The organism is uncultured Ruminococcus sp. (genome assembly GCF_947301925.1).
In the GTDB taxonomy this organism is placed as follows: domain Bacteria; phylum Bacillota; class Clostridia; order Oscillospirales; family Ruminococcaceae; genus Ruminococcus.
This window is the reverse complement of sequence record NZ_CAMYUE010000002.1, coordinates 432,714-456,872: the sequence shown is the minus strand read 5'-3', so window position 1 is coordinate 456,872 and position 24,159 is coordinate 432,714. Positions and strand designations below refer to the sequence as shown.

General features: G+C 41.9%; 25 protein-coding genes. 17 read left to right on the top strand and 8 right to left on the bottom strand.

The annotated features are described in order from the left end of the window. Positions 1–24: 24 nt before the first annotated feature. Both Q0Y65_RS05410 and Q0Y65_RS05405 read left to right on the top strand, forming a co-directional pair. Entirely contained in the window at positions 25–987 is a 963-nt protein-coding gene (locus Q0Y65_RS05410; protein WP_297958085.1) for a permease, read from the top strand. A gap of 12 nt (positions 988–999) precedes the next feature. Further along, entirely contained in the window at positions 1,000–1,350 is a 351-nt protein-coding gene (locus tag Q0Y65_RS05405) for a thioredoxin family protein (protein ID WP_297957972.1), read from the top strand. A 481-nt stretch (positions 1,351–1,831) separates the two neighbouring features. Here the strand turns inward: Q0Y65_RS05405 and Q0Y65_RS05400 are convergent, their stop codons facing one another. From Q0Y65_RS05400 to Q0Y65_RS05390, 3 genes are read right to left on the bottom strand one after another with little or no spacing between them, the layout of a single operon-like run. Further along, entirely contained in the window at positions 1,832–2,044 is a 213-nt protein-coding gene (locus Q0Y65_RS05400; RefSeq protein ID WP_031562364.1) for a hypothetical protein, read from the bottom strand. Next, positions 2,041–2,523 (bottom strand): DUF3990 domain-containing protein, encoded by a 483-nt coding sequence (locus Q0Y65_RS05395; RefSeq protein WP_297957969.1) that lies wholly within the window; start codon positions 2,521–2,523, stop codon positions 2,041–2,043. Before Q0Y65_RS05395 ends, Q0Y65_RS05400 begins: the two co-directional genes overlap by 4 nt. After that, positions 2,520–2,735 carry a DUF3791 domain-containing protein gene (locus Q0Y65_RS05390; protein ID WP_031562366.1) on the bottom strand — a complete coding sequence of 72 codons (216 nt, stop codon included), beginning with the start codon at positions 2,733–2,735 and terminating at the stop codon, positions 2,520–2,522. The genes Q0Y65_RS05395 and Q0Y65_RS05390 overlap by 4 nt, the downstream gene beginning before the upstream one ends. A 215-nt stretch (positions 2,736–2,950) precedes the next feature. Here Q0Y65_RS05390 and Q0Y65_RS05385 point away from each other — a divergent pair, with 215 nt between their 5' ends. The 3 genes from Q0Y65_RS05385 (at position 2,951) to Q0Y65_RS05375 (ending at position 6,827) form a co-directional block, all read left to right on the top strand. Continuing rightward, positions 2,951–3,826, top strand: a complete 876-nt coding sequence (locus Q0Y65_RS05385) for a DUF5131 family protein (protein WP_297957967.1) — start codon at positions 2,951–2,953, stop codon at positions 3,824–3,826. Between the two features lie 21 nt (positions 3,827–3,847). Further along, positions 3,848–4,675, top strand: a complete 828-nt coding sequence (gene mutM / locus Q0Y65_RS05380; RefSeq protein WP_297957966.1) for a DNA-formamidopyrimidine glycosylase — start codon at positions 3,848–3,850, stop codon at positions 4,673–4,675. A 727-nt stretch (positions 4,676–5,402) separates the two neighbouring features. Next, on the top strand, positions 5,403–6,827 hold the full coding sequence (locus tag Q0Y65_RS05375; protein WP_363293520.1) for a type I restriction endonuclease: 1,425 nt from the start codon (positions 5,403–5,405) through the stop codon (positions 6,825–6,827). Positions 6,828–7,058: 231 nt separating this feature from the next. Here the strand turns inward: Q0Y65_RS05375 and Q0Y65_RS05370 are convergent, their stop codons facing one another. Together Q0Y65_RS05370 and Q0Y65_RS05365 are read right to left on the bottom strand one after the other, a co-directional pair. Continuing rightward, positions 7,059–8,390, bottom strand: a complete 1,332-nt coding sequence (locus Q0Y65_RS05370; protein ID WP_297957964.1) for an ATP-binding protein — start codon at positions 8,388–8,390, stop codon at positions 7,059–7,061. Between the two features lie 139 nt (positions 8,391–8,529). Next, entirely contained in the window at positions 8,530–9,021 is a 492-nt protein-coding gene (locus tag Q0Y65_RS05365; RefSeq protein ID WP_297957962.1) for an SLOG family protein, read from the bottom strand. A 140-nt stretch (positions 9,022–9,161) separates the two neighbouring features. Between Q0Y65_RS05365 and Q0Y65_RS05360 the strand changes: the two genes are divergently transcribed. Both Q0Y65_RS05360 and Q0Y65_RS05355 read left to right on the top strand, forming a co-directional pair. Then, the gene (locus Q0Y65_RS05360) at positions 9,162–9,404 is read left to right on the top strand and encodes a helix-turn-helix domain-containing protein (protein WP_109727842.1); all 243 of its coding nucleotides are present in this window, start codon (positions 9,162–9,164) and stop codon (positions 9,402–9,404) included. Positions 9,405–9,621: 217 nt separating this feature from the next. Then, complete coding sequence (locus tag Q0Y65_RS05355; RefSeq protein WP_297957959.1) at positions 9,622–10,020, top strand: rhodanese-like domain-containing protein; 399 nt, start codon at positions 9,622–9,624, stop codon at positions 10,018–10,020. A gap of 236 nt (positions 10,021–10,256) precedes the next feature. Here the strand turns inward: Q0Y65_RS05355 and Q0Y65_RS05350 are convergent, their stop codons facing one another. Continuing rightward, positions 10,257–11,390: an XRE family transcriptional regulator gene (locus tag Q0Y65_RS05350; protein WP_297957957.1), complete on the bottom strand. Its 1,134-nt coding sequence runs from the start codon at positions 11,388–11,390 to the stop codon at positions 10,257–10,259. A 71-nt stretch (positions 11,391–11,461) separates the two neighbouring features. Further along, a complete protein-coding gene (locus Q0Y65_RS05345) occupies positions 11,462–12,634 on the bottom strand; it encodes a DUF6076 domain-containing protein (RefSeq protein ID WP_297957955.1) in 1,173 nt (390 codons plus the stop codon). Between the two features lie 268 nt (positions 12,635–12,902). Between Q0Y65_RS05345 and Q0Y65_RS05340 the strand changes: the two genes are divergently transcribed. The 9 genes from Q0Y65_RS05340 to Q0Y65_RS05300 all read left to right on the top strand — a co-directional run bounded on the left by Q0Y65_RS05340 (position 12,903) and on the right by Q0Y65_RS05300 (position 21,223). Continuing rightward, a complete protein-coding gene (locus Q0Y65_RS05340; RefSeq protein WP_297957953.1) occupies positions 12,903–13,268 on the top strand; it encodes a hypothetical protein in 366 nt (121 codons plus the stop codon). Positions 13,269–13,975: 707 nt separating this feature from the next. Then, positions 13,976–14,125 (top strand): hypothetical protein, encoded by a 150-nt coding sequence (locus Q0Y65_RS05335; protein WP_155267021.1) that lies wholly within the window; start codon positions 13,976–13,978, stop codon positions 14,123–14,125. After that, complete coding sequence (locus tag Q0Y65_RS05330) at positions 14,125–15,948, top strand: recombinase family protein (RefSeq protein ID WP_297957950.1); 1,824 nt, start codon at positions 14,125–14,127, stop codon at positions 15,946–15,948. The genes Q0Y65_RS05335 and Q0Y65_RS05330 overlap by 1 nt, the downstream gene beginning before the upstream one ends. A 205-nt stretch (positions 15,949–16,153) precedes the next feature. Further along, a complete protein-coding gene (locus Q0Y65_RS05325; protein ID WP_297957948.1) occupies positions 16,154–16,669 on the top strand; it encodes a hypothetical protein in 516 nt (171 codons plus the stop codon). 117 nt (positions 16,670–16,786) lie between these two features. Further along, a complete protein-coding gene (locus Q0Y65_RS05320) occupies positions 16,787–17,770 on the top strand; it encodes an ADP-ribosylglycohydrolase family protein (RefSeq protein ID WP_297957946.1) in 984 nt (327 codons plus the stop codon). Beyond that, positions 17,767–18,987, top strand: coding sequence for a YqiA/YcfP family alpha/beta fold hydrolase (locus Q0Y65_RS05315; RefSeq protein WP_297957945.1), 1,221 nt, complete (start codon positions 17,767–17,769; stop codon positions 18,985–18,987). Before Q0Y65_RS05320 ends, Q0Y65_RS05315 begins: the two co-directional genes overlap by 4 nt. A gap of 14 nt (positions 18,988–19,001) precedes the next feature. Further along, positions 19,002–19,580, top strand: coding sequence for a hypothetical protein (locus Q0Y65_RS05310; protein ID WP_297957944.1), 579 nt, complete (start codon positions 19,002–19,004; stop codon positions 19,578–19,580). A gap of 11 nt (positions 19,581–19,591) precedes the next feature. Continuing rightward, positions 19,592–20,299 (top strand): CDP-alcohol phosphatidyltransferase family protein, encoded by a 708-nt coding sequence (locus Q0Y65_RS05305; protein WP_297957943.1) that lies wholly within the window; start codon positions 19,592–19,594, stop codon positions 20,297–20,299. Between the two features lie 129 nt (positions 20,300–20,428). After that, positions 20,429–21,223, top strand: coding sequence for a YwqG family protein (locus Q0Y65_RS05300; protein WP_297957942.1), 795 nt, complete (start codon positions 20,429–20,431; stop codon positions 21,221–21,223). A gap of 208 nt (positions 21,224–21,431) precedes the next feature. Here the strand turns inward: Q0Y65_RS05300 and Q0Y65_RS05295 are convergent, their stop codons facing one another. Then, the gene (locus tag Q0Y65_RS05295) at positions 21,432–23,360 is read right to left on the bottom strand and encodes a dockerin type I domain-containing protein (RefSeq protein ID WP_297957941.1); all 1,929 of its coding nucleotides are present in this window, start codon (positions 23,358–23,360) and stop codon (positions 21,432–21,434) included. A gap of 145 nt (positions 23,361–23,505) precedes the next feature. Between Q0Y65_RS05295 and Q0Y65_RS05290 the strand changes: the two genes are divergently transcribed. Continuing rightward, positions 23,506–23,808, top strand: a complete 303-nt coding sequence (locus Q0Y65_RS05290; RefSeq protein ID WP_297957940.1) for a Fic family protein — start codon at positions 23,506–23,508, stop codon at positions 23,806–23,808. Positions 23,809–24,159: the final 351 nt, after the last annotated feature.

The window sequence follows — 24,159 nt, the reverse complement described above, 5'->3', positions numbered from 1 at the left end:
TTCATACAGGACGAAGTATTCGGCATGAAATGGCTGAACAGGCTTATCGGCTCTTTGCTGAACGCCTGCGGTCTTGATACTGAGAGCAAGCTGGGCGGCAGTCTGCAGTTCTTCATCTATGATACGATAAAAATCATGATACTGCTCGGTTTTCTGATTTTCGTGATAACCTATATACAGAGCTATTTCCCTCCTGAAAGAACGAAGGAGATACTTGGCAGATTTCACGGCATCGGCGCAAATTGTATCGCAGCTTTGCTCGGCACTGTCACGCCTTTCTGCTCATGCTCGTCCATACCACTGTTTATGGGCTTCACAAGTGCAGGGCTTCCGCTGGGCGTGACGTTCTCATTTCTTATATCATCACCAATGGTAGATCTCGGTTCGCTTATCCTGCTTATGAGCATTTTTGGCTGGAAGGTCGCTGTAATATATGTGATAGTGGGACTTGTTATTGCAGTCACAGGCGGTACGCTTATCGAAAAGCTGCACCTTGAAGATCAGATGGAGGAATTCATCCGAAACGGCAGGAGCATTGATACTCCGCAGAATGAGCTGACAAAGCGTGATAGAATGAGATACGCCTGGGAGAAAGTAGCTGAAACAGCAAAGAAAGTCCTGCCGTATATTATAGCAGGCGTAGGTATCGGAGCAATCATCCACAACTGGATACCTGAGGAATGGATAGTAAACGTTCTTGGAACCGGAAATCCCTTCGGAGTTATCATAGCTGCGATATGCGGAATACCGATGTATGCTGACATTTTCGGCTGTATTCCCATTGCAGAAGCACTGGTCGCAAAGGGTGCAAAGCTCGGCGTAGTTCTCGCATTTATGATGGGCGTTATTACGCTGTCACTGCCGTCACTGATAATGCTGAAAAAAGCTATCAAGCCAAAGCTGCTTGGCATTTTTATCGCTATCTGTACGGTCGGAATTATCCTTGTCGGATATTTCTTTAATTTCATTCAGAATTACATTATTTAGGAGGAATTTATCATGGTATTATTCGGGAAGAAAAAAGAAGAGAAGAAAGAGGACACTTCATTCTGCTGTTGCGGCGGAGAGCAGACTGCAACTGAGACAGCTTCGACTTGCTGTGGTGAAAAGGTTGACGGTATCTGCTGTATCAAGGTTCTCGGTTCGGGTTGCAAAGCCTGTCATCAGCTCTACGACAACACTGTCAAGGCAGTTGAGGGAATGGGCATCGAGGTCGAGTATATCACAGACTTGCAGAGGATAATGGAGTACGGAGCAATGTCTATGCCTGCGCTTGTAGTCAATGATAAACTCGTTTCTTCTGGTAAAACTCTGGATCCTGCTGAGATATTAAAGCTTATAGGCAAATGACAATATTTAAGATAGCCGTTAAGCCTGTTTTTCTTGTATATTCCTGCGCTAACGGCAGTATGTAAAAGCACTGCCAGTCCAGAAAGGACACGCGCCCATATTACGCACTTTTATATTAGATAGGTGTATTTATTTCCTGTCAGGCTGCTATCGCAGATAAGAGGTAAGTTCGACTCGTTAGAGTTAATGTGCAAATTCAAGATAACATTAGAGGATGCAAAGGCTTTCAGAGCCGCGAACGGACAGACGATACGTCCCAAAATATGGGAAGATATCAATGTTGAAGTTCGCATCTGCGGATAACTGATGTTAACAACGATCCCCCCTGAATCAATTATGGTTCAGGGGGATTTTTTTGTATGAATTTGGTTGTTTTACTTGTCTGATAGCAGTATAGGTGTAATCAGTTTGGGTTAGGAAAGATCAAGCCGAGATACAAAAATGCCCTACAAGCTTATCAAACTTGTAGGGCATATCAGCCTCAATCTAATTCTTGTTCCAGCAAATCAGTTAAAATCGAATAGTCAAGGTACTGTATACCGAATTCGCCTTTATGGATACGCTCTGCTAAACGGCTGTTATAGAATAGCTTCATAGCAGCATCTGTGGTGATATTCCGTCTCTCGCTCAAGCAAAAGATAATATCTTCCTCGAGATGCTCCCTATAGAAGTTTTCAAGGTCCTTTTCACTCATAATACCACCTCTATGGATTTTTGAATCTTTAACGAAGAGTCGATTGACTTCTGTGAAATAAACGCTATCTGGTCGTACGTCTTGTACACACGAATCTCCTGTATTGCCCTTACTTTGTCCCAGATTCCGCGTTTATACATATCCACAACACGAAACACCTTGTCATTTGCAACTTTCCCCTTGATTATATCATATTTTAGATATTCATCAGAGCCGTTACGACAATCGCACACGAAATCAATCCAAGTCTCAAGGTCTTCTGAAAAATCCATGATGTGCTGAGCTGAAGATAATGTCATCTCATAAACGTTGACAAATTCTCTCTGTTTTCCATGAATTGCGGCTTTTCGTTTCGCCCAACGCTCTGCCTGTTCTTTTACTGTTGTTACATAAAATCCAACGCCAAAATCAAGCCTTTTTGCAGAGTGAAGCAGATCAGGAGTTTTTACTATTGCATCCGAACCATGATATACTATCATATTCTTGCTCCTTTCGATTGAATAAACTCCATAACGTCGCTAACTATACTTTCCGAACTCATAGTATGGAGCACATCATAAAAAGGAACAAGGTAGTTGCTAATACAACCAGTGCTCTCTAATATACGGTAAACATCCGAAGTTGAACATCCATTGGCGTTGGCAATTTCGTTTATAATATATATCACAAACTCAGTTACTTCTCTGGTCATATTAGTACCTCCTTTTATATTTAAGCTACATGAGAGCGATTTTGCCAGCTGCTCTCTCTATGATTATTATATCATAAAAGTAATCGGATTTCAACAAATATATTACTAACTGATATCGGAATGAAGAAATGTCAATTGAAGGCGGTATATGAATTGACTTTTCTCTGTTCCTATGATATGATAAATGAGTCAAATTTTGAAGTCGAGGTGATAAAATGCACGATATATGGAATCCGTGGCACGGCTGTATCAAAAAAAGTGAGGGCTGTGACAACTGCTATATGTATTTTCTCGATAAAATGAGAGACCAGGACGGCTCACACATATATCGTACAAAAGCTGGCTTCAACTATCCCATACAAAAGGACAGGGGTGGCAATTACAAGATAAAAAGCGGTGAGATGATACGAGTATGCATGACATCCGACTTCTTTCTCGCTGAAGCAGACGAGTGGCGTGATGAAGCATGGGAGCTTATGCGTATTCGCAGCGATGTGATATTCTTCCTGCTGACCAAACGCCCCGAGCGAGTCGCGGATCATCTGCCCAAGGACTGGGGCGACGGTTGGGACAACATCTTCTTCAACGTCACTGCTGAAAATCAGCTCCGCGCAGACGAGCGGATTCATATACTTCTCGAATTGCCTTTCAAGCATAAAGGCGTGATGTGTGCTCCGTTCATTGGTCCCGTGAGTATGCGCAGATACCTTGAAACAGGACAGATAGAGCAAGTCCTCTGTGACGGTGAGAACTACGACGGAGCCCGTCCCTGTCACTTCGACTGGGTGCGCTCACTTCGGCAGGAATGTGTTGACAACAACATCACCTTTGTTTTCTGCGGGACAGGCAGACGCTTTGTAAAAGACGGAAGGCTGTACAAGATAGAAGGCAACGGTCTGCAAAGTCAGCAGGCGTACAAGTCAGGTATGGGCTTCAAGGGTAAGCCGATACACTTTAACCTGTACAACGACATGGGATATCCTCTCTCCGACGAGGATAGGTACAAGCCTACTTTCAGAGAGCGCTGCGAGACCTGTGGTATGCGTCTCTCCTGCAACGGCTGCAGCAATTGTGGGAAGTGCGAAAAATGATATCTGAAAGGAATGAAGGAAATGCCCGAATTACCAGAAGTTGAAACGATACGCCGAATAATCGGACCTCAGATCAGCGGCAGGAGTATTACTTCACTGAAGATACACAATCCGCAAATAATCGCATTTCCTGATGCGGATACGTTTTCGAGCTCTCTCGTTGGCTGTTCATTCACAGGAATGAGCCGCAGGGGCAAGTTTCTCATATTTCACCTTGATAACGGAAGTAGGCTGGTGCTCCACCTGCGAATGACGGGACAACTGCTTGTTACACCTGCTGATCATCAGGAAGAAAAGCACACTCATCTCAAAGCCGAACTGTCTGATGGAAAACAGATACGCTATATTGATGTCCGCCGTTTTGGACGCTTCTGGCTACTAAGCAATGACGAAGCCGATACCGTTACAGGAATGGACAAGCTCGGTATCGAGCCTGATAACGCGCTGCTGACTGCCGATTTCCTGATAGAAAAGCTGAACAAACGAAAGAAAGCAATAAAGGAAATGCTTCACGACCAGACTATCATTGCAGGTATCGGCAACATTTACTCTGACGAGATACTTCACGCAGCGAAAATTCACCCCGAAAAGCCGTGTTGTTATCTCACTCGCTCAGAATGGAAACGTCTAGCAGAACAGATACCTAAGGTTATAGCATGGGCGACAGAAGCAAATGAGATAACTCCCGAGGACTATCTTGCAGGCAATGGCAAGGAATACCGTAACACGCCGTTTCTGAAAGCATACGGTCATAACGGTAAGCCTTGCGAGTTCTGCGGAACTCTGTTTGAAAAGTTAACTGTCGGCTGTCGGAGCAGCTGCTACTGCCCGAAATGTCAGAAGAAATAAACTTCGCATATCTCAATTTCTGTGTTGATTGCAGTTTATCAGGACACTGCCAGTCCAGAGAGGACACGCGCCCATATTACGCACTTTTATATTAGATAGGTGTATTTATTTCCTGTCAGGCTGCTATCGCAGATAAGAGGTAAGTTCGACTCGTTAGAGTTAATGTGCAAATTCGATATAACATTGGAAGAAGCAAAGGCTTTCAGAGCCGCGAACGGACAAACGATAAAATCCAAAATATGGGAAGATATCAATGTTGAAGTTCGTATATGCGGATAACTGATGTTAATAATGATCCCCTTGAATCATTTCGGTTCAGGGGGATTTTTTGTGTATGGAATTGACCGTTATACATGTCTGTACAGCAGTAGCGGAATATCAATTGTAGATGATATATAAATTGACTTTACGCAACTTATACGCTACAGAAATAATCGTTTTTTTCTGGACTGATAGCAGATTTGTGAACTACTGTCAGTCCAGATAAGACATGAGTCTATATTACATGGCTGTTTATTAGATACGTATATTTGTTTCCTAACATACCAATATTTTTTATAAATAAATAATGTGCTTAAGCCATACGCAAAACAACTGTTTTCTTCGTTGAAAACAGAGAAAAACACCAGTTTGTAGATTGACTAATTGTGCGATTTGTGCTATAATTATATGTAGTATAGATGCTGTTCGTACAGTAAATAAATTTTCATCGAAGGGAGCGTGTATTATGGCTAAAGCAAGTAACGGAAAAAGTCTTTTCAACGAGATGACTCGTGTTCAGATGCCTGCACTTGTTCATCTGACAAGGCTCGGATATACATACTATGGTCGAATTTTCGAGGATATGGCTGATACGGTCTATGATTCCGATACAAATATATTGAAAGATGTTTTTATATCTCAGTTTAAGAAACTGAATCCCGAACATGATGGAGAAGCAGAGCAAGTCCTGAAAGTAATCAGACAAGAGCTTGATAATGACGATCTCGGCAAGAGCTTTTATTCTCGTCTGAAAACGACTTCTCCTGTTAGACTGATAGATTTCGATAATCCTCGGAACAATGAATTTCATTGCACAGCGGAGTTTACTTGCAAGAACGGTCAGGACGAATTCCGTCCCGATATAACACTGTTTATAAACGGTCTGCCTTTGGTGTTTATTGAGGTGAAAAAGCCTAATAATCATGGTGGTATGGTCGCTGAGAGTGACCGTATGAACAGAAAGCGTTTTCCTAACAAGAAATTCCGCAGATTTATCAATATCACGCAGCCTATGATCTTCTCCAACAACATGGAATATGATGCAGAGGGTGGTATTGTGCCTATTCAGGGTGCTTTTTACTGCACTTCCGCTAAAAAAGCTGCACCTTTTAACTGTTTCCGTGAGGAAAATCCTTTAAATGAAGATGTTGCTCCGTACATCAAAGGTTATCCGTATAGGGCTATTGACGCAGAGGTAGAGAAGAAGATACTGAAAGACTTTAATAATCAGGTTATTCATACTTCTCCCGAATATCAGACAAATTTGAACGTCAATACTCCTACAAACCGTATTATCACTTCCATGTGTTCTCCTGAGCGATTGCTGTTTATTCTGAAATACGGTATTGCTTATGTTAATATGGAACGTGAAGTTGACGGCAAGATCGAAACGATCAATCAGAAACACATTATGCGTTATCAGCAGATGTTCGCAGCCCTTGCTATCCGTGAAAAACTCTCTGACGGCGTTAAATCAGGTGTGGTATGGCATACTCAGGGCAGCGGTAAGACTGCGCTGTCATATTATCTCAGCTACTATCTCTCTGACTATTTTGCCCGTAACAATAAGGTCGCAAAGTTCTATTTCATCGTAGATCGCCTTGACCTGCTTGAACAGGCTTCTCAGGAATTTGAAGCTCGTGGGCTTGTGGTAAAGACTGCAAATAGCCGTGCAGAACTTATGGAACAGTTCCGCAATAATCAGGCTCAGGAGGGCAACAGTGGTCAGCAAGAGATCACGGTTGTCAATATCCAGCGTTTTGCCGAGGATAAGGAAAGAGTCACTCTGCCGTCCTATGCTACGAATTTACAGCGTATCTTCATTATTGATGAAGCACACAGAGGATATAATCCTAAAGGCAGTTTCCTTGTATCATATTATACACAATGAAGAACCAAGCTTACATAGCAATATTTCTTTCTCAAATAATGGTAATCCAATCCCTGCAGATTTAATTATAAAAATACACAGATTGTAATTCTTATAATGCAAGCAGGTATTTCTTACTATCATTTCAAATCTTTTTCGTTCCCTTGATTCGCTTGGAATATGATATGCTAAAAAACTATAATAACAATCCCGAAAGCAGTCACCTAAAGTCCGCTTTCGGGATCATTTCTTTTATTTAGTTTGCAAAAACTCCTTAATCAGGAATGCACAGAAATACGGGAATGAATAAACATTATCCGAATAGCCGACATTACCATTGAACAGCTTGACACCGAATTTAATATCAGCATATTTATCAGAGTTTATCAGCGTTTTAAGGGACTTCGCTCTGCCATTTTCTGCCTTGACTTCAACAGGCACAAGCGAATCTTTAGTTCGCATGAAGAAATCCTGTTCAAGTGTGGAGTCCTCACGACGATAGTAATAGAGGTCGCAGCCGCTTTTGACAAGAGCTTCGCCTACAATGTTTTCATAGAGAGCGCCTTTATATACGCCGAGATTTTTATTGGCACGGAGGTCGTCCTGAGCTTCGTCGTCCAGCATTGCCACAAGCAGACCACTGTCTGCAAAATATAGCTTGAACTTATCTTCATCATAGTTGCCCTTTAGTGGCAACTCAGGAAAGTTTAGACAGTAACAGGGATTGACGATGCCAGCATCAACGAGCCAGTCTATACAGCCGCGGTAATCGCGAAAACGAGCTCCAGAGGCTACCTTTGAGATCTGAAACTTCTTGTTCTCCTTTGCAAGCTGCGGAGCGATTCGATTGAACACGTTAAGAATACGAGTCTGGTCAACGCCTTCTGCGTATTTGCGAATATCCTCTTTGTAATCCGCGAGAAGCTGTCTCTGCGTATCAAGGGAGCCTTCAAATGTGCCGTTTTCGATATACTGCGAAACCACCGCAGGCATACCGCCAAGCACACAGAAGTCCAGGAATAAAGAGCGGCAAACCGAGAGCTCCAGCTCGCTGAACGGCTTCTGCTCAATCATGTGGCTGAACAGGTTTTCACGGAATGAATCGTCATAACCTTTCGCCCAAAGGAACTCCTCAAAATCAAGTGAGCGCATAGTAAAGTCTTTCTTATAGCCGACGCTATTGCTCTCGATTTTTCGGTAATTGATACCGAGCATAGAGCCACTGCATATCACATCGAAACGGCCGTCTTGTTTAAAGAATTTAAGACTTGTGGCAATATCGGGAAAGCTCTGTATTTCGTCAAAGAATATAAGTGTTTTGCCGTCAATGAACTTCTTGGACGGATCAATGAGCGAGATGCTTTTTATAATATCGTCAGTTTTGTATCCGTCGGAAGTGATCATCGTGTATTTTGGTTCTTCAACAAAATTTATTTCAATAAAGCTGTCATAATTGTCAGCGGCAAAGTGCCTTATGGATTCCGTCTTGCCGACCTGACGTGAGCCTTTTACTATAAGTGGCTTCCTTTCCTGTTCGGATTTCCAATCAGTGAGAAACTTGTCTATTTTACGCGGTATATACATATACACTGCACCTCCTGTCCTCTCTATGATACAATAAACAGAGCCAAAAGTCAAGTGCTTTCACACATTTTTATAGTCATTAATAAACATTTTTGCACAAAATCAAAGCGAATAATTCTTGAATTGACACATATTTTTATTACAGTTGGTATGGCAGCGTGAATAATAACCGCTCGACTTTTATACCATTCTCTTTTGCGTAAGAAGCTCCGTAACAATCAGTGTGAGTTCCGACCATAAGTAGCAGGTCGGAATCATCTATCATATGCTCGTCTGCAAGCTCATAGCAGTCATTGGTGTAGTGATGTGAAATGATCTCAACATTATCCGATTCAGCATGAAGTTTGAAAAAGCGGTCACGGTGCTCCTCAACCCAGTTTGTAGACTGCTCCTCATATGGCATGGCGATGTTCAGCTCGATGTCGTTGTACATAGACAGTGCTGTTATTATCTCTCCGCACCACAGTGGCACTCCATACTCACAGTTTATCCAGAACCTGTCATATCCCTTGCAGTAAAGCTCCCATATTTTTTCACGGAGCTTTGCTTTTATCTCGGGATATGGAGGTTCATTTTCATTTTTGCAGACGAAGTTCAGTTCCTCGCCTGTTGATATGATGGTACATGTCATAAAAATCACTCTTTCATAATATGGGATATATCGTATATTATAACACATTTCAACTGAATTTGCGATATATCCCATACATTTGATTCCGATGTTTGGTAATATTAGATATACGATATATCCCAAACACTGGAGTGATTGTAATGAATGCTAAAGAAGCTGTCGCAAAAAGAATAATAGAGCTGTGTGAAGAGCATGGCATTGCAATAAATGCACTTGCAAACAGTTCGGGTGTTTCGCCTTCAACTGTGTATAGTATGCTGAATGAAAAAAGTCAGAATCCCGGAGTAGTATCCATTAAGAAAATCTGCGACGGGCTTGATATTTCTCTTAGGCACTTCTTCGATTCTGACCTGTTTGATGATCTTGAACAGGAAATAAAATAACAGTATCCCTGTGACCAGAGCAAATTTGTGCCTGATTACAGGGATTCTTCATTTATAACACCGGACCAGCAATTATTTCTGCACCCGACCATTGCTTTATTGCGGATAAAATGGTAGAATGTAGTTATCTGGAATCATCTCGGAACAGAAGGAAGGTGATGTTATAGGAAACTCAAAAGCACGGAGAGCAACTCTTGCTGTTTTCGCTGTATTATGTATGCTGCTGACAGCCTGCGGAAATGGGGCAAGTCCTTCGGAAGGTACTCAGTCGGAAGTCAGGACAGCAACGGCTTCTGCGGCGACCTATCAGCAGATAACGCAGAAAAAGGCTAAGAAAATGATGCAGGCTGACGACGGACACATTATCGTCGATGTGCGGCGTCAGGACGAGTACGACAGCGGACATATCCCCGGTGCGATACTTATTCCCAACGAGTCTATCGGTACGGAACAGCCAAAGGAGTTGCCCGACCTCGACCAGGTCATTCTCATATACTGCCGAAGCGGTCGACGCAGCAAGGAGGCTTCGCAGAAGCTGGCTGATATGGGATATACCCACATTTACGAGTTCGGCGGGATTATCGACTGGACCGGAGAGGTAGTCACAAGCGAATGACGTTAACAGGAATATGATAAAATGAAGGAATAACTTGTCTCTCATGTGAAGAATGCGGAAAGGCTACCGATGAAGTGTTGGAAAATTTTGAAACTAACTGATTTTTATGTATGTAAATCTATAGCAGACTAATTCCATGTATTACCTATACGGAAACAGTTTTTGCAACACAAAAAGTAAGCCGCAGGAGTTGATTCCTGCGGCTATTATACTATTAGACGATTTGAACAGCTTGTTTATTTCAGCAATTCCTGTGCTCGTTTGTGTATCTGCTCTTCGATGAGCTTCAGTCGCTTACTATCGAGATTGTATCTTGAATGGCGCTTGAAGCGGAAGTCGAGCAGCCTGCGAAGTCCGTCTCTGTGCCTGTTGCTTAGCACCTGTTTCGCAGTGCCGATGAAGTCGTCATAAACGCACGGTACAAGCGTATCCGCATAATCGCTGAGTGCCTTTTCGGAAGAAAGGTCATCCCTTCCTGCAAGGTTGAACAGCGAATTGCCGTGGTCGAACAGCGGTGCAGGAGCGGCTATCTTGTTTGTACGGTTATAAACCAGAAATCCGAAGTTTCCGAAATGTCTGTCTACGTTGCAGATTATTGCATCAAGCACAAGCATATCATCAAGCGCATTTATGAACTCCTCGCCCAGTGACTCGTAATATTCGCGGACAGCTTTCATACCGCCTTTTGTGACCAGTCTGCCGATAGGCATAAATGAATAATCCTTGCTTGTGAACAGTTCGCAGGTGGAGCACAGTTCACCCTGCCATTTTGACAGCCCATAGGAGATAGCGTTGATACCCAGAGCATCTGCTATCTGAGCAGCGTAAAATTCCGAATATGGCTCATTGCCTGTATTTGAAGCTCCGCTTGTTCCGCCTTTGTAAAGTCTGATAACTCCGTTCTCTCTGCGCCAGCACTTAGGCAGCATACCGTTAGTTGTGAACTCAGGACAGGACGCCAGAGAAGTTCTCACAGAGCTGCCATAGCCTGTGAAGGCGATAAGTCCCAGCACTCTGCTGAACCTGTTTTCGTACAGATTGTACTGCGAGAAGCCGCCCTCAAAGCCTTCCTCGACTACCCAGTAGCAGTCGTTCAGCGACAGTCCCTTTGATACGCTGAGTATGCTCATAGGACGGTTGAGATTGAGTCCGCACTTGCTGAGGAAGCTGTGGACGTATGCACGATTCTTCGGTATAGTCCTATGCCTCAGCCAACGCGAAACGCTGTCGCCGTCAATATTCATATCAAGAGGCAGTAACGCCTTCTTTTCTTCGTTCACCCAGAGTATTTCTATCTCGGGCGTGCTTGTATCCTCAGTCGCTGTGAACCTCATTAGCGTAGTATCAAAGTGCCGCAGTTCATATGCCATGTTACCGCCTCCTTTCGTTTAATGTAGTTATTATACCACAACAGAGCGATTTAATCAAGAGCCATGTCATGCTATATTCTCATTAACCTCTGATACTCTTCCATCTCCAACTCACCATCGGCAGCCTTCTGCCGCAGTTCAATAGCGTACTCTCCCCACTCAGCAAACTCAGACTTGCTCATTTTCTTTTTCATAAAACGAGCGTAGTGTTGTTTGTAGGCGCGGTTGTATATCTCCCACACAGGATCATTCTTGAGTTTGTCCTTGAAGGTGTGACGCATGGATATGTCACGGCAGGACTTAGGCGGATTGCTGCTTATAAGTTTCTTACAGTAATGCGAAAAGGTCGTATGCTTCATGATGAACCAGCGTCCGCAGTTGCGGCACTTGACAGGCATATACTTTTCCTCGATACACTTGAACAACTCAAAATACAGAAAGGCTCCCAGCGATGTGAAACGATAGGTCTCACAGAGTATGGGACCTTTTTTCGTTTCGATAACTGTATGTCCCATGCACATACTGCCGCTGGACTCCAGATTTAGATATGAGTTGCTGAGATTATGTGTTGCGGTAAACTTCTGAAATACTTCGATAACTTTTTCAGTTGAAGGATAGTTGTTGTGGTTACAGAGTTCGTCAGCGAATGGCATAAAAACTTTTTTTACTCGCAGCAGGTCTGCAACAAATGTTTCAAACTCATCAGCTATCCTTCTGATATGTGCAATGAATTCTATCGCATACTGCTTTTTCTCAGAATCATTCAACGCTTTCTCATCATCAAGATGATAGTCAGGAAGTCGTTTAAGCTCGTTGAGGTTTTCACTGATATATCCGTCATCTATTCCTTCTGACCTGTCTATGAAATAATAATTGTCATCGTCTTCATCGTCGTTTTTCTGTTCCCTATAATAATTTACAAACAGGTCATCATAATAAGCAAACAAGTTTTTCAGAACACCTCTGCGGAAGTGTTGCTTGTCATACGGTGGAAGCTTCTTTGCGATATCAAAGATACGTTCATAAGCATCTTCGATCTTTTGTGCTCGTTCGCCGATCGCATACGGTTGATACTCAGAACTGATGTTCAGTTGTGATTTCGCACGTTTACAAACGTCGTAAACATCTTCCAGGTCCTTTATATTCGCTGAAAAATAGCGCAGAAGTATTTCTCCGAGCGGGTACTCTCTCCCGTCTGACAAATAGATCTTGCGGTCGTGGTAGTGTGCTTTTATCTCAAACATAGCTTCTCCTTTCAGAATTTGTGTTCGCAGTAGTTGATACAACTATCAGAACACTTGTTATCAATAATCATCTGCATAACGCTTTAGATTTTTATTGTTCACAAAAAGTTTACAATTAATAGATAATAAATCGAAACTGATAGAGTTATTATACAACATCTATTGACTTCTGTCAAGGACTGGTGTATACTGAACACAGTTAAGACGTCCGGACAACTCTTGACATCATTCGTTCAAAAGCTATTGTCAATTTGAAAGGAAGATGTAAATGAAAAACATGAACGTAATCAACTGCACAGCTTACTCCAACAGTGTAAATTCGCCTCTGGAGTATCTCAACATCACTACGCCTGCCGAGTTCAAGGTGGTGATGGATCTACTCTGCTACTACGACAGTGAAAAGAAAAGTGCGTCCATAAGCCGCACAGGTATTGCAAGAGACACTGCAATGTCGGTGAGCAATGTTGAGCGCGCACTGAAAACTCTTGCGCAGAAGGATATCATTCGTATCCACAACAATTACGCTGACAATGGCCGTCAGGTCGAGAACTCTTATGAGGTCGCATTCCTCAACTATGATATGGACGAGGACAAGCTTCGCGATGCAGAGTTGGCATTGAAATTTAAAAGTTAATTGTCATAGGGGCTGTGTCATGGTGTCATAGGCTTATATATTAAGTATACAAGAGAATATATACTTAATACAGAGAAGGAAGATATATATTAGCTATCAAAGATAATATAAACTATGCGCCTTCTTTTCTTTGCAATAATAACTATGACAGGAAACGTCTAAGGAGCGAATATCCGAAACACGCGCAGAAAGCCCCGAGTTTGCCGCATTCAAAACCAAAATGGTATAGCTACCCCACCGCTCCCGTTGAATGCGGTTGTCGCGCAACGTGGAGCGAGTTGGGGGATATATCAGAGGGAGAAAAAACGGACAAACCTGTGGTACGGAAGTCGGTCCGCAAGACCGGCAAGCATAGCAAACGGCGTTCCGTTTGCCGCTGAAACGGGAGAACCCGTGCCCCTTTTTGGTTTGCAGGAAAAAGGCTGGCGTCATTTGCGCCCGCCATTCCACATCGGACGGGCAGTGCCCGCCGAAATATCGGAACTTACAGTATTTGCAAATTGAGGTCAAAATTAGAAAACAAGAAAAATCTTGGGGTCAGAAAAAGGAAAAACTACAATTATCGCCAATAATTGGGGAGGTATGACAGGAGTCAATCGAAAAAAACAATGTCAATACTGCACACAGACGTGAGAAAAAATCTGGTGGTATTGGTGATTACATTTTGAATTGAATAGTGGTACAATGTTGCGTACGGAGGGCAGAGTATGACAAAAATCGATACGGACTTTGCAGTAAAATGTCTCATCGAAGCGCTGTTCGAGAAAGGAGTTATTAACAGCGCCACATACTTCAACATCATCAAAAATGAATTCAAGAACAAGGCTGAAAATGATACGAAAGGAATGGTGGCTTGATGTACAATAACATAATGCTCGATAGAAATCGTCCGAGAAAGGTGGTTTTCTATGGCAGAGTATCAACAGATCACGAGGCGCAGTTGTCTGCACTCGAAAATCAGATCCAGTGGTATGAGGATCAGAAAAAATATCATCCGAACTGGAATGTAGTTGACCGCTACATAGACGAAGGCATCACAGGTACGCAGGCAAAGAAGCGTCCGTCATTTCTGAGAATGATAGCGGACGCGAAGAACGGAAAGTTCGACCTGATAGTTACCCGTGAAGTATGCCGATTCGCAAGAAACACTGTGGACACGCTCTCCTTCACAAGAGAGCTCCGCAACATAGGAGTTGAAGTATTCTTCGTCGAGGACAACATCTGGACGATGGACGGCGACGGAGAGCTTCGGCTCTCGCTTATGGCTACGCTGGCGCAGGACGAGAGTCGGAAGGTCTCGGAGAGAGTTCGTGCAGGTCAGATGGTAAGCCGTGAAAAAGGAATACTGTACGGCAACGGAAATATTCTCGGCTACAACAAAGTCGGTGAGACCTATGTCGTTGATCCCGAACAGGCAGAGACGGTCCGAATGATATTCGACCTGTACCTGCAAGGGCTTGGCGGCAAGAAGATAGGCGATGAGCTGACACGACTCCATTACAAAAACGCTTCTGGAGCTGTGAAGTGGGACTCTGGAAATATCCTGCGCATCATCCGCAATGCGACCTATATGGGACGAGTGGTATACAATAAGTCCCACAACAATAATTATCTTGACCAGCGGCGTATAGTAAATCAGGACGAGGACACATACATCATCGGTGAGAAAAAGTTTGAAGCTATCATAGATGAGGACAAATGGTACAAGGCAAATGCAATGCGCAGATCAAAGAAAAAGCCGACGCTGGTAGTCGGCGGAACGGTGCTGAGGTCGAGGTGCAATCCCTCAACAAATATGTGGACCAACAAGCTGATATGCTCCTGCGGCTCTGGTTTCAGACGTGACCTGTGGGGCAAGAACAAGGCGGGAGTTCCGAGCTGGGGATACCGCTGCTACAACAAGCTCAATCACGGCAGTGCAAAGGTCCGCAGAGAAGCAGGACTTGACACCACTGACTTCTGCGAAATGAAAATGCTTCCGCAGTGGCGGCTTGACCTCATTGCTGAGCATATCTTCGAGGATACATTCGTAAACAAGCGAGCGGTATTTGCAAAAGCACTTGAGCTTGTGAAGAAATATTATCGCCCTGACGATACATCACCCGAGACACAAAAGAGCGACAGTGAGATACTTTCAGAGATAAAAGCACTCGAAAGCAAGATTGATAACCTCATAGATATGAGAGCCGAAGGAGTGCTTACAAAGGAGGCGTTCACCCAAAAGCACAGTAAAATCCAAGCGGAGATAGATGAAAATAAGAGACTGCTCAATGTTTCTGCTGAGGAAGTGCCGAAGGATAATGCAGAGAATTTCAAAGCAAGCATACGAAATATTGAACAGACACTTCATGCAATGTCTGACTTCAATGGCGGAGCTTCCGCAGCCTTTATGGACAAGCTCATCAGCAGTGTACAGGTGGTCAACTCAAACAGCTACATCTTCAACATCAGATACAGCGAAAATTATACAGGTGCAATAAAAGGCAATGTCAACGGCAGACGGAACAAAGCTGTCGTAAATATCGACGAGATAACGGGCTCCCCTGACGGGGAGTCCGCTTCGTTTAACAGGCAACACACCTGCCTGAACAATCGACCATACAGGCTGCAATCAACGAAGGAAAGTAATTCGGAAATATACTCAGATTGGCTATTTTACGCTGGATCTGGACGATGCTAAAGAATACCTTTACGCGAAGTCTACTAAGCGTAGGATACTAAGCTGGCATGATATTCACGTTAACGTGTTTATCTGAATAAAAACAATAAGGCTCTCACAGTCGAAACTGTGAGAGCTTTTTTCTTCAACAAATTGACTTTTCTATTCTCCTGTGCTATGATATTTAAAACGGCTGTTTCCGTAAAGTGAGGATATTGAATACGAAATGAAATACTATATTATCCTGCTGGGTCTTGTATTGATCTCGGCTTTGTTATGTCATATAATGAAAAGATGGAGTTCATTGCAAAGGGAATTATACAAGATAATTGATGAGAATATAGGATTCCGGATACATTTATCAGTATACAGAATGAGCAGTCAGCACGGTTCTGCTGACCTTCCACGTTACTGGATAACATTGGACGATGAGATAATTTTTGATTATCCGAAGCAATTCGTTTTCAAAGATGAAACGGGCAGTTTCATAAAGAATTTGAGCGGAGAAAAAATGTACTATCCATATCAGACGGATATCCCTGATATTTCGGCGCTAATTCGCGAATATATCGACACTCCTAAGGATGAGGTGTTTTCAAAGCATTTCGATAACGACCATTGGGGACTTATAAATATTCTGAAAGCTGCTGACAGACGTTTTGGCAGGACAAGACTTGACCTGCTACAGAAAAGGATGGATAATAAAGCTGCTCTGAAAGTTCTGGAGCGCAGAAAACAATAATACAAGTATAATATATAACGATTTGGCAGCCTTATGGGCTGCCTTTCGTTTTGTATATAATGATAATTGTAAAAGACTTGGATGTATGATATAATGAAGAAAAAGGCGGGTGATATCATGGCTAAGGTAACAAGTGAAAAATATATCAGTAAGATTAAAGGCGGTATTTATGGACTTCTTATAGGTGACGCTCTTGGCGTACCTTATGAATTTCACATGAAAGAGGATATACCAACTATAGATCAAATAGAAATGACTCCGCCCGATGGATTTGTCAGGGCTCATTCAGGTACTGCTCCCGGAACATGGTCTGATGACGGAGCTCAGGCGCTTTGCCTTCTGGATAGTCTGCTTTATAAAGGCAGATTTGATCTGACAGATTTTTCGGACAGAGTTCTTGCATGGTATGAAAACGGTTTATGGGCAGTTGATAATCGTGTATTCGATGTAGGCATACAGACATCAATGGCTCTTTCTATGTATAAGAGCGGTGGTAAGCCGGAGGACTGCGGTAATGTTCGACCTGACGGTAAAGGCAATGGAGCTATTATGCGTGTGCTGCCGTTAGCGTTATGGCATACAGGAACAGATACTGAACTTGTGTCCGATGCTCATAAGCAGTGCCTTATCACTCACGGAAATATTACAAATCAGGTATGCTGTGCTTTATACTGCCTTATTGCAAGGAAACTTCTTAAAGGTAGCAGTTTTGATGTATCATTTGATAGCGCAGTACAGAAGCTTCGCAGTATTTATGCTGATAAACCTGCGTATTTAGATGAATTCCTTTTCAGACTTCAGCCTGATGAACCTGATATATGGATAGGTAAAGGCGGCGGTTATGTTGTTGATAGTCTAAGAAGTGCTGTTATGATAATGAAAGCTGCAAATTCTTATGAAGAAGCTGTTAAGCAGGCTATTGCTCTTGGCGACGATACCGATACAACTGCCTGTATCACAGGCGGGATCGCAGGAGTAAAATTCGGGTACGATGATATCCCTAGCCGTTGGCTCAACGAGCTGAGAGACAAGGATAAGGTCAATAAATTGATAAATAAGCTTATTCAGGATATAAGCAATCATGCAGGTGAAAAAGAATGAAGATACTGAATTTACACGGCTTCATGGGTGAAGCCGATAACAAGAACTACAAGGCTCTTTGTGGGATTTTTCCTGCGGAAGATATCATTTCACCCAAACTGAATTACAAGGAAACATCTCCAGAAAAGTTGATTGAACAGCTTTCGGATATGGTGGATACCGATGAATTTATATTTGTGGGGCAGAGTCTCGGAGGTTGGTATGCGGACAAGCTGAGCCGAAAGTTCAAGCGTCCCTGCATACTTACAAATCCTTGTAATTATCCCTATAAACTGAAGCTTATCACTGCTTCGGGCATTGATTCTGAATTCGTGGAGCAGTATAGAAAGATGTCATCATTTGATGAAAATGAACGTGCGTACACTCTTTGCAGCGACGCTGATACAATTCTGCCCGATAATTATACGGATTGCGTAAAACTGTTCCGCACTGTAAAAAGAGTTCACGGCAGTCACAGTACCATTGAAAATGTTGAGGAACATATCTCAGATATGCTTGCTGAGATACAGAATGACAGTTTGCTTATGTTTCTCGGCAGAGGTTCGGCATTTGCTGACGAACATAATTCTGCTTTTTTTGTTGAGGATAACGAGCTTGTACTCATCGACTGTCCTGCGACTTCATATCAGAAGGTCAAGAAGATGAACTGGGAGCAGTACGATAATATCTATATCCTTATTACCCATACTCACGGCGACCACAGCGGAGGAGTCGGAACAATGCTGCAATATGTGTGGTTTGCAAGCTATATGAAAAAGAAAGTCACTATAGTTGCACCTTCGGAAGAAGTTAAGGAGGATCTGCTTCTGCTCCTTATGAGAATAGAGGGTTGCGAGCAGGCGTGGTTCAATATTATTACAGCGGATGAACTTGATAAGAAGTGGTTTATTTCAGCAGTGCCGACTATCCATGTGAAGCCGCTTGAAGGTAAATGCTTCGGTTATCATCTGAATATCCGCGGAAATAACGTTGTTTATACAGGCGATACCGCAACTCTTGAGCCGTTCAGGCCGCTGCTGAAAAACGGTTCATTCCTTTATACTGAAGCGGCATTCTACAAGAGTGAGGTTCACCTCTGTCTGAAGGATATGCTGCCTGAGTTCATCAGACTCACAGACGGTGGAGTTCACATTTATATCATGCATCTTGATGTAGAGGATGAGATAAAGAGGATGATTTCCAATACGACTTTGAAGCTTGCAAGGCTATATGATTAAAAAGAGGAAAATCAATGGGAAAGATGTTAGAAAGGAAATGTCGTTATTGCGGCAAAGAATATAAATATGAAGGTGTGGCCAACTTTATAGCTTTTTGTCCGCACTGTAAAAGATATGATTTTTCTGAATCTGAGTATGGCTATGGTTCTATCACACCTTGCAGAATAATAATTGGCGAAAAGACTATTGGTGAGGTAAAAGGTGACAGTAAAAGCGGTTATGAGCTATTGGTTCCAGAGTTGGAAATATATGAAAAATTAAATGAAAGCATTTTTCCTTTGACGCAGGCTGCTGATATCGTTGATTATAAGATGAATCAGGAAATGGGATATATGGATTTCCACAGTGGTGAGCTTATATTGCTTGGTGAGCGTTTATGCAGGGGATATACATTCAGGCAGTTCAAAAAGTCACCTATGTATTGCGGACAGAACGGAGAAAGATACATTACACTGAATTCTCTATATGTGAAAACGGCAGGACACAGAATTTTGATCAGATATCTTATTCTTATGATATCAGATATGATTATGATACCGGTTATCATGATGAAAAAAACGGCGAGATCAAAGTTGATAATATTCAGAACATAGCATCGGTAACATTGAATACAGGCTATTACAGGAAAGATGGAAGTACAGTCCACAAAACCAGTTCTACAGAATATACCTGTAACGGCAAAACAGCCGGAATATATGAATATTATTGTGATAGTCCTGATGAAGACAACAACAGAAAAGAATTTCACATTGACGAAAACGGCACTTTAGATCATGTGATGGCAAATTATATAACTGGAAGCAGGATCGTTCTAAGTATATTATTGCTTTTCTGCACTCCGTTCTCACCTGCTTTCTATACCTTGTACTTAACCGCAGGTCTGACTGATATGATCGACGGTACAGTAGCAAGAAAAACAGATACAGTCAGCGAATTCGGCTCAAAACTGGATACTATCGCAGATATAGTATTCACAGTAGTTTGTATCATCAAATTGCTTCCTCTGATAGATATCCCAATTTGGATATATCTGTGGATAGCCGGCATTGCATTTATCAAGATTGATACCGTCCTTATCAACTTTATCAGGCTAAAGAATCTTACCTCAGTACATTCTGTTATAAACAAGATCGCAGGTGCAGTATTATTCATTTTTCCTCTTTGCTTTAATCTGATTGATACTACCTTATTTGCATCATTTCTATGCTTTATCGCAACTGCAGCAGCAATACACGAAAGTTATTCTGTTTTGCAACACGCATCTAATATAAAAATGTCCCATACCGCTAAACCTAATGATTCTTTGACCTAACACATATCGTATATCTGTTATTTTTTCATTTAGGAAGTTTTCAGATTTTTTTATATGGATTGTTTTTCACAACCTACTGTGATATAATAAAATTATCCTTAATGAATAATAATAAAAGAGGTGTAATATATGGACATTCTCAAAAAAACAATTGAAGAATTCAAACAGAAATATCAACGTGAATACATTGAATTATCAGCAGATCCCGATGATTATATGACAGTATATCAAAGCAAATTCGGCGGTGTTCCCTATCTTCCCGATAATTTTGAATATCCGTTCAGCCGTCTTTATCCCGATAAACCGCTTATGCTTCTGGCACAGATCAACTTTGAAGAAATGCCGTCACTTGAAGATTTTCCCGAAAAAGGTATTCTTCAGATCTATATCGACCCCGAAGATGACAGATTTTTCGGATGTGACGACAGAATAAGACATTTTGAGCAGAAAGAACTTGAAAACCAAAGCGAATACAGAATAATCTATCACGAAAACATAGATTATTCTGCCGATAACTCTGACAGTATCCCGAAAATGAATCCATGTGATTTCCCAGTTCCAGAACCTGCAAAAATTAGTTTCGAGAAGAAGATAGGTTGTATTCCGTATAAGTATGATGACGAGAATTTTGAAGAAGCCTTCCTTGAAATATACAATCAATACTCTGTCGCAGATGAAACTGAACTAGAAAACATTTTCTGTGCTGAAGACGTATTTTTTGAGCACTTGAGGCATAAGATTGGCGGTTATCAGAACGATGTATGGGATGCAGGATGGAATAATACAGATGTTCTTTTACTGCAGATCGTCAGCAGAGACGGCATTCAGATAGGAGATGACGGTATCGCTCACTTTAAAATAACAAGAGACGATCTGAGATCAAGGAATTTCAGCAATGTAAAGTATTCATGGGAATGTTACTGATATTCAGTGAATCTGCGAAAAGGCTCTATATCACAAGAATTTTTAATAGAAGTAATCCAGTTATAGGCAACTGAATAATAACACAAAACAGGCACGGCGTAATTAACCGTGCCTGTTTATATATTCAATTCCAAATCATAACAACCAACTAATATAAACTAACGATAGTAAAACATCCAATATCATTTGGCGGTTACCAAGGAACTATTCATTTGTCGTTAACCAGTTCTCTCTTCATTAAACACAAGTCAAAAACGTCCAATCTGTCATCACGACACAAATCGCATGACCTCCAGTCAGCTATATCTGTCCCCGGCATTGCAAGCAGCCATTTTTGAAGAAGAACAACATCGGATATATTGAAGCTTCCGTCTGCGTTGCAATCGCCTTTAGGAAGGAATTTATTATCTGATACAGCAGCTTTTTTACAATGCTCACCAATCTGGAGCTTCTCGCAATCCCTGAATATATTATCAGAAACTGTCAGTTCGTCGACGTTATCCGCATTGACTGGTGGCTGATAGCAAGAGTTAAACTCGTTGTTCAGTATACGTATATCTGCTAATGGAGTATTGTCGATACGTTCACCATTCAGCAGGCTCTCAACTGTGATAACATCTCCTCTGCCTCCAAAATTACATTCAGTGAAGGTATTTCCACTAATCTGAATATGCTCAGCGCCTGTTCCTTCAATAACGTGTGAAGTTGGAATATCAGTTCGAGACTGCAAAGTCTGACTGCAGGTACGATAGAAGTTGTTCCCCTCACACAGGCAGTTGTCCGCATTCATTACGAAGCCTCTTCCCTTTGTCTCATGAACATAGTTGTTTGTCAATACATAGTTTGCAGAAGCTCTTGTTTTGCTATATGCAAGCATATCCGTGGTGATAAACTCCGGCAGTGGTTCTGTAAGGGTAATTGTCGCTTCATAGCCATTCCTTGTAATGTCAGCAACATTGGCTTCATAGCTGATATCGTTGAGGCTCATATCCTTGAATCCGAGCGTATGCCCCGGCTCAACTATCTTTATTGCTACAGTTCCTTTCATAACCGTCCGGCTGCTGTCAACGCTTTCGATATAAAACATATCGTCATGAACGTTCAGTATATCATCTCCACAGAAGCTCAGATCACAGTTATCGAGCCTGAAATGGCCATTGGTGTTAGCAATATGGATGCCATCCGCCGTAGTGGATATCCTGTATTTGTCTTCTGCACCGGGACGCAGTCCTATATACGAATTTAGTATCTGATAGTGATCTGAACCGTAAGCAAAAACATAGCCCATGCCACAAGCCCCATAAATACTGATATTGTCAAAGGTAATGTTTGACGATTCTTCAACGGTGTTGAACACCTGAGCGCCGTATATATAGTGCCTGAGAAGGTATACCTCGTCGTTTCTGAAATAATCGAGTGCACCGCTGTGGGTAATCTTCAGCACGTTTGGTCTTCCATTCACCTTTTCCACTTTTCTGATACAGTCAGTATCAACAAAGGGACTATATATCTTGAAGCTGCCATGATCGCCAGCTACAAAATCAATTGGATCATACTGCATAAAGCTTAGAAGAGGAATATCCGTATCTACTTCATCAATCTCAGTAAATTCGATCTCAAGTGTATTTTCTGTGTCATTTTCATTTTCTATCTTTACGAGAGACCCCAGTCGGAGTGTATCCCAGTCCCAGTCAACTATCATATTCCTGAGTTCAACATTTTCGCAGGCATAGAGCTTGAAATAATGAGGTGTACTAAAAATGAACTCTGCACCATTCGCGTCTATAAGTACATCATGCAGTCTGTTCAGATAGATGTCCTCTTCTGGGCTGAAATGATAGATGCCAGGTTCTATAACAAGCTTTGTACCTGAATGGCTGCGGCAGTAGTCAAAAGCAGCCCGCATTGCCTGTGTATTGTCTGCTGCATCTGCTGAGAGTCCGAAATCCGAGGCATTCTTAGAAGTCAGACCAGCTTCATCAGGTCTTGTGATACAGAATACCGTGTCGTCGATACCATGTATTTCATCCTGTTTTACACTTGCGCCCACCGCTCTACAAAAAGCAGAGTTTGATGTAAACGTATATGCAAAACATAGCAATGCTGCTGCAAAAGAAAGTAATCTGCTTTTTTTCAAAATCAGTCTCCTCCCATCTTTAGATTTGTTCATAGTTCGGCTTTTTTCAAATAATATCACAGATATTATAGAATGTCAATATAAAAAGAGAACAACTCCCCTTATCAAAGAGCAACGTAGCTTCATTTGATAATCTCGTCAAACCGTGTTTTATACGTTACGGACAGTATACGGAATAATCGATACAATGAACCAGAGCTTGAATGTGCTGAATAATGATGATATTGACATTTTCATCAGGATAGCCGTATTCCACTATCTGTTCGGATGTATTCATCCATTCTACGACGGCAACGGCAGAACGAGCCGATTCATCAGCAGTTATCTTCTCTCAAGGCAGCTCAATCCCCTGATAGGGTTCAGACTATCATATACGATAAAAGAAAACATATCCAAATACTATAAGGCGTTTGAAGTATGCAATGGTAATATTTTGTGGTATTGTTAACCATTGTCAACATAATGCCAAGGCAATGTCATCAAGTATCAATCATGAAAATGTGGTGATAAGGTACACTTGAGATAGTTGAATATTGTGCAATGTATATAGAAAAATCTATCATTTTTCGATTTGTAACTGTGAAAAATAAAAAATAAAAAATAATCATTGACAGGTAGTATAATCGAGTGATATAATACATTTGTACTGCCATGATGGGAGTGGCAGAGGGGATTACATGAAAAGACAATTGCTGGTTATATTTCTTATCAAATATATTTAGACTCTATTTACCACTAATTCTATCACCTGTCACCTGACATAATTGGCAAATACTTATTTCATCCTCACTTCCTTGCG